This window comes from Paracoccus lichenicola (assembly GCF_009708075.1).
Taxonomy (GTDB): Bacteria; Pseudomonadota; Alphaproteobacteria; order Rhodobacterales; family Rhodobacteraceae; genus Paracoccus; species Paracoccus lichenicola.
In genome coordinates, this window is sequence record NZ_WMBT01000004.1 from 39982 (window position 1) to 52975 (window position 12994).

At 66.2% G+C, this 12994-nt stretch carries 11 protein-coding genes; 1 reads left to right on the top strand and 10 read right to left on the bottom strand.

Going from position 1 to position 12994, the window contains the following annotated elements:
• Positions 1-34 precede the first annotated feature (34 nt).
• Genes GIY56_RS08860 through cyoA form a run of 5 tightly spaced genes read right to left on the bottom strand, consistent with a single transcriptional unit; the run spans position 35 to position 4961 of the window.
• Positions 35-718 carry an SURF1 family protein gene (locus tag GIY56_RS08860; RefSeq protein WP_328288489.1) on the bottom strand — a complete coding sequence of 228 codons (684 nt, stop codon included), beginning with the start codon at positions 716-718 and terminating at the stop codon, positions 35-37.
• A complete protein-coding gene (locus tag GIY56_RS08865) occupies positions 715-1131 on the bottom strand; it encodes a cytochrome o ubiquinol oxidase subunit IV (protein WP_154764474.1) in 417 nt (138 codons plus the stop codon). Before GIY56_RS08865 ends, GIY56_RS08860 begins: the two co-directional genes overlap by 4 nt.
• Positions 1131-1748 carry a cytochrome o ubiquinol oxidase subunit III gene (gene cyoC / locus GIY56_RS08870; protein WP_154764475.1) on the bottom strand — a complete coding sequence of 206 codons (618 nt, stop codon included), beginning with the start codon at positions 1746-1748 and terminating at the stop codon, positions 1131-1133. The genes GIY56_RS08865 and cyoC overlap by 1 nt, the downstream gene beginning before the upstream one ends.
• Before the next feature lie 3 nt (positions 1749-1751).
• Positions 1752-3758, bottom strand: coding sequence for a cytochrome o ubiquinol oxidase subunit I (cyoB, locus tag GIY56_RS08875; RefSeq protein ID WP_154764476.1), 2007 nt, complete (start codon positions 3756-3758; stop codon positions 1752-1754).
• 12 nt (positions 3759-3770) lie between these two features.
• Positions 3771-4961 (bottom strand): ubiquinol oxidase subunit II, encoded by a 1191-nt coding sequence (cyoA, locus tag GIY56_RS08880; protein WP_154764477.1) that lies wholly within the window; start codon positions 4959-4961, stop codon positions 3771-3773.
• Between the two features lie 224 nt (positions 4962-5185).
• Between cyoA and GIY56_RS08885 the strand changes: the two genes are divergently transcribed.
• Complete coding sequence (locus tag GIY56_RS08885; RefSeq protein WP_154764478.1) at positions 5186-6505, top strand: MFS transporter; 1320 nt, start codon at positions 5186-5188, stop codon at positions 6503-6505.
• 55 nt (positions 6506-6560) lie between these two features.
• On the opposite strand, the gene GIY56_RS08890 is transcribed toward GIY56_RS08885, so the two are convergent.
• The 5 genes from GIY56_RS08890 to GIY56_RS08910 form a co-directional block, all read right to left on the bottom strand.
• Positions 6561-8723, bottom strand: coding sequence for a malate synthase G (locus tag GIY56_RS08890; protein WP_154764479.1), 2163 nt, complete (start codon positions 8721-8723; stop codon positions 6561-6563).
• Positions 8724-8844: 121 nt separating this feature from the next.
• A complete protein-coding gene (locus tag GIY56_RS08895) occupies positions 8845-10080 on the bottom strand; it encodes an AI-2E family transporter (protein ID WP_328288490.1) in 1236 nt (411 codons plus the stop codon).
• A 94-nt stretch (positions 10081-10174) separates the two neighbouring features.
• Positions 10175-11401: a saccharopine dehydrogenase family protein gene (locus GIY56_RS08900; protein WP_154764480.1), complete on the bottom strand. Its 1227-nt coding sequence runs from the start codon at positions 11399-11401 to the stop codon at positions 10175-10177.
• 35 nt (positions 11402-11436) lie between these two features.
• The gene (locus tag GIY56_RS08905; protein ID WP_154764481.1) at positions 11437-12537 is read right to left on the bottom strand and encodes a carboxynorspermidine decarboxylase; all 1101 of its coding nucleotides are present in this window, start codon (positions 12535-12537) and stop codon (positions 11437-11439) included.
• Positions 12538-12626: 89 nt separating this feature from the next.
• A complete protein-coding gene (locus GIY56_RS08910; protein WP_154764482.1) occupies positions 12627-12992 on the bottom strand; it encodes a hypothetical protein in 366 nt (121 codons plus the stop codon).
• Between the last annotated feature and the right edge of the window lie 2 nt (positions 12993-12994).

Genomic DNA, 12994 nt, shown 5'->3' on the forward strand with positions numbered 1-12994 from the left:
AAGGGCAATTCGTCCTGCCACTTTGGTCTGAAACCTAGCCCCGCAGCGCGTAAGCCGTCAGCACCACCAGCCCGCCCGCCATGGCGAACCAGGTCAGCGCATAGGACAGGTGGCTGTTGCGGAAGGCGGTCACGGTCAGGCCGCCGATGGGCTGGCCCTCGCCCGCGCGGTCGGCGTCGATGAAATAGGGCGCGGCGTCCGTCAGGCCCAGCGTCGCCGCGATAGCCTGGGTGTCGCGGGAATACCAGCGGCCTGCCTCGGGATCGTTGGCGCGCAGGAAGGCGCCGTCCGGTTGGGACAGGCGCAACAAGCCCGTCACGGTCTGCGGACCGGCAGGCAAGGGGCGGTCGTCGCGGCGGTCGGCGGCCACGAAGCCCCGGTTGACCAGCACGGGCCAGCCTTGCCGGGTGACAAGTGGCGTCATCACCCAGAAGCCCGCCCCGCGCTCGGTCACGGCCTGCACCAGCACGTCGCTGTCGGGGACATAGTCCCCCGTCACGCTCACCCGGCGGTATTCGGCATTGTCGGCCGTCAGCCCTGCCCAGTCGGCAGGTCCCGGCGCGGGCACGGGCGCTGCCGCCACGCGGGCATCCACCCGGGCGATCAGATCAGACTTCCAGGCCAGCCGCTGCACCTGCCAGAGGCCAAGCCCCATCAGCACCACGAAGGCGATCCCCGCCGCCACCAGCAGCGCGACGGGGCGGCGGCGGGGGGTCACGACCCCAGGCCCAGGGCCTCGTGATCCATCTGCGGCATCATGTTGGTGTTCATGTGATACATGACCCACAGGGACCCGGCCAGCACGATGACCAGAATGACGACCGTGAAGATCAGGGCCATCATCGTCCAGCCCTCGTCGCTGCGGGTGTTCATGTGCAGGAAATAGACCATGTGGACCAGGATCTGCACCACCGCCAGCCCGACCACCACCGCCGCCGTCAGCAACCGGCTTTCAAACCCGCCGCCCATGACCACGGCAAAGGGGATCGCCGTCAGGATCACCGACAGGATGAAGCCGGTCATGTAGGACCGGACGCTGCCGTGATCCTGGCCGTCGTCGTGATGGTCGCCCTGCCCTTCGGCCTGGCGGGTGGCGCGGTGCTTGTCGCCCTGGGCTTCAATCGAACTCATCAGATCATCCCCAGCAGATAGACGAAGGTGAAGACGCCGATCCAGATCACGTCCAGGAAATGCCAGAACATCGACAGGCAGGACAGGCGGCGGCGGTTCGCGTCGATCAGCCCGCGCTGGCCGACCTGGATCATCAGCGTGACCAGCCACAAACAGCCGAAGGCCACGTGCAGCCCGTGGGTGCCGACCAGCGCGAAGAAGGACGACAAAAAGGCCGACCGCTGCGGCCCGGCGCCCAGGTGGATCAGGTGGTTGAACTCGTAAAGCTCGACCGCCAGGAACGACAGGCCGAAGACCAGCGTCACCGCCAGCCAGGCCAGCGTGCCGTTCCTGCTGCCCTTGACCATCGCCAGCATGGCAAAGCCGTAGGTGATCGAGGACAGCAGCAGGAATGCCGTGTTCAGCGCCACCAGTTCAAGGTCGAACAGATCCTTCGGTCCCGGCCCGGCGGCATAGCTGGTGCCCAGCACCCCGAAGACCGCGAACAGGATCGCGAACATCAGGCAGTCGCTCATCAGGTAGACCCAGAAGCCGATGCTGGTGGATGCGCCCTCGTGGTGGTGGTGCGGCTCGACCTCCCAGAAATCGCCGGGGGGTGTCTGCGAAACGGTGCTCATGGATCAGGCCCCCTGCGCGGAAAGCTGGCGGTCGCGGGCGGCTTCCGTCGCCCGGACCTCGGCGGCCGGGATGTGATAATCGCGCCCGTAGTTGAAGGTATGGACGATCGAAGCGATCACCACGCCCGCGAAGGACAGCGCCGCCAGCCACCAGATGTACCAGACCAGCGCAAAGCCGCAGACGGTAGCAAGGCCCGCAATGATCACCCCTGCCCCGGTGTTCCTGGGCATGTGGATCGGCAGGTATTCCGCGCGCGGGCGGGTCTGGCCGAACCGCTTCATGTCCCACCAGGTGTCCAGCCCGTGGCTGACCGGGGTGAAGGCGAAGTTGTAGGCGGGCGGGGGCGAGGAGGTCGCCCATTCCAGCGTGCGCCCGTCCCAGGGATCGCCGGTCACATCCCGCAGCGTGTCGCGGTTCCTGATCGACACGGCGAACTGGACGAACATCGCGGCGATGCCGACGGCGATCAGGGCCGCGCCGAAGGCGGCAATGACGAACCAGATCTGCAGGCTGGGGTCGTCGAACACCCGCACCCGCCGCGTCACGCCCATCAGGCCCAGGATGTACAGCGGCGCAAAGGCGGTCCAGAAGCCCACCACCCAGAACCAGAAGCTGACCTTGCCCCAGAAGGCATCCAGCCGGAAGCCGAAGGCCTTGGGCCACCAGTAGTTGACTGCCGCGAACAGGCCGAACAGCACGCCGCCGATGATGACGTTGTGGAAATGCGCCACCAGGAACAGCGAGTTGTGCAGCACGAAATCGGCGGGAGGCACGGCCAGCAAGACGCCCGTCATGCCGCCGATCACGAAGGTCAGCATGAAGGCCACGGTCCACATCATCGGCAGCTCGAACCGGATGCGGCTGCGATACATGGTGAACAGCCAGTTGAAGATCTTGGCCCCCGTGGGAACCGAGATGATCATCGTGGTGATCCCGAAGAACGAGTTGACGGACGCCCCCGACCCCATCGTGAAGAAGTGGTGCAGCCAGACCAGATAGGACAGGATGGTGATGCAGACCGTCGCATAGACCATCGAGGTGTATCCGAACAGCCGCTTGCCGGTGAAGGTCGCCACCACCTCGGAATAGACGCCGAACAGCGGCAGGATCAGGATATAGACCTCGGGGTGGCCCCATATCCAGATCAGGTTCACGTACATCATGGCGTTGCCGCCAAGATCGTTGGTGAAGAAGTTGGTGCCGACGTAACGGTCCAGCGTCAGCAGCACCAGCGTCGCGGTCAGCACCGGGAAGGACGCCACGATCAGGATGTTCGTGCACAGCGCCGTCCAGGTGAAGATCGGCATCCGCATCATGGTCATGCCGGGCGCGCGCATCTTGATGATCGTCACCAGCAGGTTGATGCCCGACAGCGTGGTCCCCACCCCCGCGACCTGAAGGCCCCAGATGTAGTAATCCACGCCCACATAGGGGCTGTAGCCCAGGCCCGACAGCGGCGGAAAGGCCAGCCAGCCGGTCTGCGCGAACTCGCCCACGAACAGCGACATCATCGTCAGGACCGCGCCGCCGACCGTCATCCAGAACGAAAAGTTGTTCAGGAACGGAAAGGACACGTCGCGCGCGCCGATCTGCAGGGGCACCACGAAGTTCATCAGCCCCGTGACGAAGGGCATTGCCACGAAGAAGATCATGATGACGCCGTGGGCGGAAAACACCTGGTCGTAGTGGTGAGCGTTCAGATAGCCCTCGGACCCGTTGAAGGCCATGGCCTGCTGCAGCCGCATCATGATCGCGTCGGCGAATCCGCGCACGAACATGACCAGGGCCAGCACGATATACATGATGCCGATCTTCTTGTGATCGACGGACGTGAACCATTCGGTCCACAGGTATGACCACAGCCGGTACTTGTGCAGCATCCACAGCATCGCCACGCCGCCGATGGCGACGACGACGCCGGTGGCCCAGACGATCGGATCCTGGGGAACGGCGTGCCAGTCCAGGCGGCCCAGCAGGAAGGTGGTCGGGATTTCGGAAGGAATTGCCATCGTCGGATCCGCCTACAGGTTCTGGTCCGCGCCGCGGGGCGGCACGGATTGCGTCAGTCGGTTGGGCAGCAGGTTCAGGCCCAGGATGCCTTGCGGCGCGTCCAGCCCCCGCCCGCGCAGGGGCGCCAGCTCGCGCGGCGCGCTGTCGCTGGGGGCGGCGCTGGCCAGCATGTCGTTCAGTTCCTCGACGCTGCAGATGCCGCTGACCTGGAAGGGCGGCAGGCCGAGGATGGGCCGCGCGGTGCCGGGTGCGTCGGCATCGGCCAGCGCCGCCACGTTTGCGATGCCGGGCAGGCCCATCCCGCCCTGCGCGTCCAGGGCCATCATCTCGGCCATGCACATGCGGCCTTCCTCGACGCACATGTTCACGACGCGGCTGAAGAGCTGCGGGTCCACCTGGGCAAAGGCCATGGGCGGCACGTTCTCGCTGGGCTTTTCCAGCTCCAGATAGCGGGCGCGGTCCAGGGTTTCGCCGCTAGCCTGCGCCTGCGCCACCCATTCGTCAAAGCCCGCGCCGTCCAGGGCATGGGCCTTGAACCGCATCCCGGAGAATCCGTGGCCGGAATAATGCGAGGCAAGCCCCTGGTATTCCCCCGCCTGGTTGAAGACGCCGTGCAGCGTGGTCTGCATCCCCGGCATGGCATAGATCATCCCCGCCATCGCCGGGATGTAGAAGGCGTTCATGACGGATGTCGAGGTCAGCGTGAATTCCACCGGCCGGTCCACCGGCACGGCCATCCGGTTGACGGATGCCACGCCCTGCTCGGGATAGATGAACAGCCATTTCCAGTCCAGCGCCACGACCTGCACCTGCAAGGGCTGCCGGTTCGCGACCGGCGTTTCGGCGTCGATCCGGTCCAGCGGGCGATACGGGTCCAGCAGATGCGTGCCGACCCAGGTCAGCGCGCCCAAGGACACGATGATCAGCAGCGGGATCGCCCAGATCACCAGCTCCAGCTTGGTCGAATGGTCCCAGTCGGGATCATAGCTGGCCTGCGTGTTCGTGGCCCGATAGCGCCAGGCGAAGAACACCGTCAGCGCCATCACCGGAACGATGATGATCAGCATCAGCAGGGTCGATTGCACCAGCAGGTCGGCCTGGCGCGCCGCGATGTCGCCCGAGGGCGACAGCACCACGGGCTTGCACGCCGGCACCAGCAAAAGAGGCGCAAGCCAGGAAAGACGTTTGAGAAGATGTGCCATGTCGGTAATGACCCCGTTGACCGCGCGAATCACGCGGCTGTTCAGACGACGACGCCCTGAGATTGCCGTTCAGATAGTCGCCATGACTTGGGTCAAACATAAGACAATTTGTCGCGTATTCATTTCCGCCGTTCCGGTGCATGGATGCCTGAACCGCGCGAATCCCCCGGGGATGTCGCGTGCCCGTTTCATGCTGTCCTGCCCAACCCGGATTGGTTCACGCAATGGCGACATCTGCCGAAATCCCTTCTCGTCAAAGTCCCGGCAAGGATGCCGACGACATCCACGTCTCGCCTTCGGACATCGCGGTGGGCGTGGTGATCGGGCGCACGTCCGAGTTCTTCGACTTCTTCGTCTTCGCCATCGCCTCGGTGATCGTGTTCCCGGCGCGGCTGTTTCCCTTCGTGGATCCGCTGACCGGGACGCTCTTGTCCTTCGTGCTGGTGGCTCTGGCCTTTGTCGCGCGGCCCATCGGCACGGCGATCTTCATGTATATCGACCGCGAGCAGGGGCGCGTGGCCAAGCTGACGCTGGCCTTGTTCCTGCTGGGCACGTCCACGGTCGCGATGGGGCTGGTGCCGTCCTATGCGGTGCTGGGCGAATGGGCGATCGTGGTGATGGCGCTTTTGCGCATCGGCCAGGGCCTGGCCATCGGCGGCAGCTGGGACGGGCTGGCATCCCTGCTGGCGCTGAGCGCGCCCAAGCGCAAGCGCGGCTTTTATGCGATGGTGCCGCAGCTTGGCGCGCCCATCGGGCTGATCGTGGCGGCGCTGCTGTTTTCCTATCTCGTGTCCAACATGTCCGAACAGGACTTTCTGGACTGGGGCTGGCGTTATCCGTTCTTCGTGGCCTTTTCGGTCAACGTGGTGGCGCTGTTCGCGCGGTTGCGCATCATCGCCTCGCCCGAGTTCCAGGAGGCCTTCGAGACGCGGGAATTGCAGCCCACGCCCATCCGCACCGCGTTCCGGTCCGACTGGCGCGCGATCTGGCTGGCGTCCTTCGTGCCGCTGGCAAGCTTTGCCATGTTCCACATGGTGACGGTGTTCCCGCTGTCCTGGGTTTATCTCTACACCGACGAGACGCTGACCTTCTTCCTGAACCTGACGGCGCTTGCCGCGGCCTTCGGCCTGGCGTCGGTCCTGCTGTCGGGTTACCTGGCGGACTGGTTCGGGCGGCGGCGCGTGCTGCTGTGGGGCGCGCTGGCCATCGGCGCCTTCAGCCTGCTGGCGCCCCTGCTGCTGCAAGGCGGCAAGACGGGCGAATCCGTCTACATGATCGGGGGCTTCCTGATCCTGGGGATCAGCTTCGGCCAATCCTCGGGCGCGGTGGCGTCGATGTTCAACAGCCGCAACCGTTACACCGATTCCGCCTTTGCCTCGGCGCTCGGCTGGCTGTTCGGCGCGGGCCTGGCGCCACTGACGGCACTGTTCCTGTCCACCACGCTGGGCCTGTTCGCGGCGGGGCTGTATCTGCTGTCGGGCGCGGTGGCGACGGCGGTCGCGCTGTGGTTCGTGCGGCAGATGGAGTTTCAGAAGCAGGGCTGATCGGCCCTGGCGAAACGGGAAAACCGCCGCTTTGGCAACGGCGGTTTTCCCGGTCTCATGCGCGCCGCAATGCCTTGGCCTGCCTGCGCCGGGCGTGCAGCGCCGGTTCGGTATAGCCCGAGGGCTGCGTGGCCCCCGTCAGCACCAGATCGCGCGCGGCCTCGAAGGCAGGGCCGTCGAAGCCGGGGGCCATCGGGACATAGGCCGGATCGCCCGCGTTCTGTTCGTCCACCTTCACCGCCATGCGGCGCAGGGCGTCCTCGACCTGGTCGCGGGTGATCAGGCGCTGTTCCAGCCAGTTCGCCAGCAGTTGCGCGCTGATGCGGCAGGTGGCGCGGTCTTCCATCAACGGCACGTCGTCGATGTCGGGCACCTTGGAACAGCCCACCCCCTGATCGACCCAGCGGACCACATAGCCCAGGATCCCCTGCGCGCTGTTGTCCAGTTCGCGCAGGATCTGGTCCTGCGGCAAGGGCGTGTCGCCCATCAGCGCAGGCGTCAGCAGGGCGTCCAGGTCGGGGACCGGTTGGCCCGCCAGTTCGTCCTGGCGCGCGGCGACATCGACGGCGTGGTAATGCAGCGCGTGCAGCGTGGCGGCCGTCGGACTGGGCACCCAGGCGGTATTGGCGCCCGATTGCGGATGGGCGATCTTCGTCGCCAGCATCTCGGCCAGGGCATCGGGTTTCGCCCACATGCCCTTGCCGATCTGCGCGCGCCCCCGCAGCCCGCAGGCCAGGCCGATCAGCACGTTGCGATCCTCGTATGCCTTGAGCCAGCCCGACCGGCGCGTGGCATCGCGGCCCGCAAAGGCGCCCGCCTGCATCGCCGTATGGATCTCGTCCCCCGTGCGGTCCAAAAAGCCGGTGTTGATGAAGAATACCCGGTTGCGGATCGCGTGGATCGAGGCGGCAAGGTTGGCGCTGGTGCGCCTTTCCTCGTCCATCAGGCCCAGCTTGACCGTGTTGGCGGGCAGGCCCAGGATTTCCTCGACCCGGGTAAAGGTGCGGTCGGCGAAGGCGGCCTCGTCGGGACCGTGCATCTTGGGCTTCACCACATAGATCGCGCCCGCGCGGCTGTTCCTTGGCCCTTCCGTCTTGCGCAGATCGTGGATGGCGCAGGCGACCGTCACCATGGCGTCCATCAGCCCCTCGGGCGTGTCCTGCCCGTCCAGGCGCACCGCATCCGTGGTCATCAGATGGCCCACGTTGCGCACCAGCAGCAGCGCGCGGCCCGGCAGGGTGAGGGTGCTGCCGTCGGGGCGCGTCACCTGGCGGTCAGGGGCCAGGCGGCGGGTCATGGGCTTGCCGTTCTTTTCAAAGCTGTCGGTCAGATCACCCGTCATCAGGCCCAGCCAGTTGGCATAGACATCGACCTTGTCGGCGGCATCGACGGCGGCCACGCTGTCCTCGCAATCCTGGATGGCGGTCAGCGCGGCTTCCAGCACCACGTCGCGCAGGCCTGACGCAGAGGCCGCGCCGATGGGGTGGCCGGGGTTGATGACCAGTTCGACATGCAGCCCGTGGTGGCGCAGCACAAGGCCCGTGTCCTTGCCCGCCACATGGGTGCCGACAAAGGCGGACGGATCGCGCAGCGCGACATCGGACGTTCCGAGGGTGGCCGTCAGCCCCCTTTCATCGGCGCGATAGGCCAAAACATCGGCATGGCTGCCGCCGGCCAGCGGGAAGGTTTCGTCCAGAAATTGCGCCGCGCGGGCCACGACCGCATCCCGGCGGGCCGGGTCGATGGGACCGGGTGCGGGCGGCGGTCCCATCACGTCGGAGCCATAAAGCGCATCGTAAAGCGACCCCCAGCGGGCATTGGCGGCGTTCAGCGCGAAACGGGCATTGCTGACCGGCACCACCAGCTGCGGCCCGGCGACCTGCGCGATCTCGGGGTCGATGCGGCCATTGTCGATGGCGAAGGGCGCGGGTTCGGGCACAAGATAGCCGATCTCGGCCAGGAAGGCGCGATAGGCCGACACGTCCCAGGGCTGGTTGCCGCGCGCCTTGTGCCAGGCGTCGATCCGGCCCTGCAACTCGGCCCGGCGGTCCAGCAGGGCACGGTTCTCGGCCGCAAGATCGGCCAGCAGCCCGGCATAGCCCGACCAGAAGCGATCCGCATCCACGCCCGTGCCGGGCAGCACCCGGGTTTCCACGAAGGCGGCCAGGTCCTCGGCCACGTCAAGGCCGTGCCTCTGGATATAGCGGGTGGGGGTCATCGCGCTGCTCCTTTGTGACTCGTGCGGCGGCATACCATCGTGCACTTTCGCATCCCTTACGTCACGCCCCGCGCCTTTCCAAGCCGGAATGAAAAGTTTTTCTGGCCTTCGGAAAAGGCGGCTAGTCCCCGGCCTTCTCCTCGGCCACCACGGCTGCCGTCGCTTGGCGCGCGGCGCTTTCGTCCTCGGCCTGGGCGCCGGCCTCGACGATGTCGCGGGCTTCCTCCTCGTCCTCGTCCTCGATGGCGGGGGGTTCCTCGCCCGCCAGGAAGTTGCCGAACTTTTCCCAGCCGGGGATGTAATCGGCCAGCACCCGCAGCACGACCAGCACCGGCACGGCGATGATCATGCCGATCACCGACCACAGCCAGGCCCACAGCGCGACGGCCAGGAACACCACCACCGTGTTCATCTGCAACCGGCGCGACACGAAATAGGGCGTGATCACCTGCCCCTCCAGCGAGGTCAGGAACATGTAGGTTCCCGCCACCATCATCGGCCAGAAGACGCCCGGCATGACGACAAGGGCCACGATGCCGGACACCGCGACGCCCGTGATCGCGCCCAGATAGGGGATATAGTTCAGCACGAAGGCGCCGATCCCGAACAGGATCGCGCCGGGCATCCCCCAGGCGAACATCGCAAGCCCGATCGCCAGCCCAAGCCCCGCATTGATGATGGTGATCGCGCCCAGGTAATTGCCCAGCGAATCCTCGATCTGCCGCAGGGCCAGATAGGCGCTGCGCTTTTCGCCAAGGGAATCGAAGCTTTGCACGATCTTGAGATACAGAAGATCGCCCGAGGCCAGCATGAAGAACAGCAAGAACAGCGTGAAGACCACCTGGCCCGCGATGGCGGGGGTGAACTTCATCAGCGAGGTCAGGGTGCTGTCGCGGGCTTCCTCGACCATGACGGTGGGGGTTGCCTCGCCATCCCCGCTGCCGTTCTGGACCTCCTCGATCTGCTGGGCGGCCTGCTGCAATTCCTCGAAGGATTCGCGCAATTCGCTGAACTTCTGTTCCAGGCGGACCTTGATCGTGGGCAGGTTCTGGGCCGCCTGGTTGATCGGGCCGCTGGCGCCCAGGCCGATCAGCGCCGCCGCCACCACAAGGCCCAGGGTCACGACCGTGGCGGTCAGCGCATCGGGGATGCCGCGGCGGCGCGCGAGGCGGCGCAGGGGCGTGAAGACAAAGAACAACAGCGCGGCCAGCGTCACCGGCATCAGGAAGTCACGCCCGGCGGCGATGGCGGCAAAGGCCATGATCAGGAAGATGCCGACGACGGCCCAGTTGGCCGCGCGCCCGCTGGCGCCGCTGCCTGCCGATCCGAACCGCGGAAAGCTGAACTTGTCGGCCACGCCCCTTGCCCCCCGCGTCAACGCCACGGGTCCCGAACGCGAACGGCGGCCCGGTCGTTCCGGGCCGCCGCCGAATGCCCGCAGCGCGGGTGCGTCAGATGGGATGGTCGCCCGCGGCGTCGATCACGCGGGTGGGCAGGCCCATCTGCCCCAGCAGGTCCAGGAAGGGGCGGGCGGGCAGATCCTCGACATTGGCCATCTTGCGCACGTCCCAGGTGCCGCGTGCGACCAGGATCGCCGCCGCGACCGGGGGCACGCCCGCGGTATAGCTGATGCCCTGGCTGCCGACCTCAAGGAACGCTTCCTTGTGGTCGGCGACGTTGTAGATGAAGACCTCGCCCGGCTTGCCGTCCAGGCGGCCCTTGACCAGGTCGCCGATGCAGGTCTTGCCCTCGTAATCGGGGGCAAGGCTGGCAGGATCGGGCAGCACGGCCTTGACGACCTTCAGGGGCACGACCTCCTGCCCCTCGGCGGTCCTCACGGGCTGCTCGGACAGCAGGCCCAGGTTCTTCAGCACCGTGAAGACATTGATGTAATGGTCCCCGAAGCCCATCCAGAAGCGCACGTCGGCGTCGGGATAGCGGGCGGACAGGCTGTGCACCTCGTCATGGCCGGACAGATAGGCCTTGCGCTTGCCCACCACGGGCAGATCCCATTCGCGGCCCACCTCGAACATCCTGTTCGTCCGCCATTCGCCATTCTGCCAGGAATAGACCTGGCCCGTGAATTCGCGGAAGTTGATCTCGGGGTCGAAGTTGGTGGCGAACCAGCGGCCGTGGGAACCGGCATTGATGTCCACGATGTCGATCGAGTCGATGCTGTCGAAATACTCGTCCTCGGCCAGGCGGGCATAGGCGTTGACCACGCCGGGATCGAAGCCCGCGCCCAGGATCGCGGTGATGCCGGCCTGCGCCACATCCTCGCGCCGCTTCCATTCGTAGTTGCCGTACCAGGGCGGCGTTTCGCAGATCTTGGCCGGATCCTCGTGGATGGCCGTGTCGATATAGGCGGCGCCCGCGCGGATGCAGCCTTCCAGGACGGTCATGTTGACGAAGGCCGTGCCCACGTTGATGACGATGCCCGCGTCCACCTTGCGGATCAGGGCCTCGACCTCACCCGCGTTCATCGCGTCCAGCGCATGGCTGGTGAAGGGCATCTGGTGCCCCTTGGCGCGCAAGCCGTCGATGATCGCGTCGGCCCGGCCTTGGGTGCGGTTGGCGATGTGCAGGTCGCCGAATTCGGCGGCCCATTGCGCCGCCTTGTGCGCCACGACTTGCGCGACGCCACCCGCGCCGATGATGAGGACGTTCTTCTTGACCAATTACGGATCCTTTCCGGGGTTGCAGGAAGGCAGCCTTACGACAGGCTGGATTTATACTCTTCATAAGGAAAGCTGCGGACGGTGCGGATGGTCCCGTCGTCCTCGCGGATGGCGATGGCGGGCATGGCGACGCCGTTGAACCAGTTCTTCTTGACCATTGTATAGCCCGCCGCGTCCGCGATGCTGATCCGGTCGCCGATCGCCAGGGGCTGCGGGAAACGCGCGTCCCCGAAGATGTCGCCTGCAAGGCAGGTCTTGCCCGCGATCTGGTATGCGTGATCGCCCGCCTGCGGCAGCTTGGCCGTTTCGCGATAGATCAGCAGGTCCAGCATGTGCGCCTCGATGCTGCTGTCCACGATGGCGACCTGCTTGCCGTTGTCAATGATGTCCAGGACGCTCACCTCCAGCGTGGCGGTGCCGGTGATGCTGGCCTCGCCCGGCTCCAGATAGGCCTGGACGCCCCAGCGGTCCTGGAAGGCCTTGAGCCGGTCGGCCAGGCGGTCCAGCGGATAGCCGTCGCCGGTGAAATGGATGCCGCCGCCCAGGGACACCCAGTCCAGGCGCTTGAGGATCGCGCCGAATTCGGTCTCGATCCGGGTCAGCTGGCTGTCGAACAGGTCGAAGTCGCGGTTTTCGCAATTATAATGGATCATCACCCCGCTGATGCGGTCCATCGCCGCATCCAGCCGCGCCATGTCCCATTCCCCCAACCGGCTGAAGGGCCGCGCCGGGTCGGCCAGATCGAAGCCGCTGGTGGAAAAGCGCGGGTTCAGGCGCAAGCCGCGCGCGATCCCTGCCGTCTTGTTGTCGTATCGGTCCAGCTGGGACAGGCTGTTGAAGATGATCTTGTCGGCATAGGACACCGCCTCGTCGATCTCGTGGTCGGCCCAGGCCACGGAATAGGCATGGGTTTCCTTGCCGAACTCCTCATGCCCCAACCGCAGCTCGAACAAGGACGACGACGTGGTGCCGTCCATGTGGTCGCGCATGACATCGAACACCGACCAGGTGGCAAAGCATTTCAGCGCCAGCAGCGCCCTGGCCCCCGACGCCTCGCGCAGCCAGGCCACCCTTTCCATGTTGCGGCGAAGCGCCGGCTTGTCGATCAGATAAAAGGGCGTCTGAATTCCGGCCATGCGAAACCTTTGTCGTTCAAGGCGAAAGGACCGATATAGCCACCGCCCGGGGTTTTCGCAAGAAAGCGTGACGCGCGGATGACGGCGGGTCAGCCGCCCGCGGCAAAGCGGCGGAATTCGCGCTTGAGCAGTTCCAGTTCCGCGCGCAGCTGCGCCACCTCGGCCAGCAGGTCGTCGCCCGCGACCGTTCCCGCGACCAGGGTCAGGCTGCACAGCACCTGCGATCTGGGGCTGTCGGGATCGCCCGCCACCAGCAGCAGGCCATTCACCCCGTTGTCGATGACGGTGGCGGGAAGATCGGCCGCCACCGACCAGACGCCCGGACCGGCATCGCGCAAGGCGGCCCTGGCGACGACCTGGCCGCGATGAACCACCGACAGGTCGGCGGGCGGATTGGTTGCCTGCAATGCGCCGTTCCAGCAACCGGCCACGACGCCATGGCTTTCAAACTTCATCG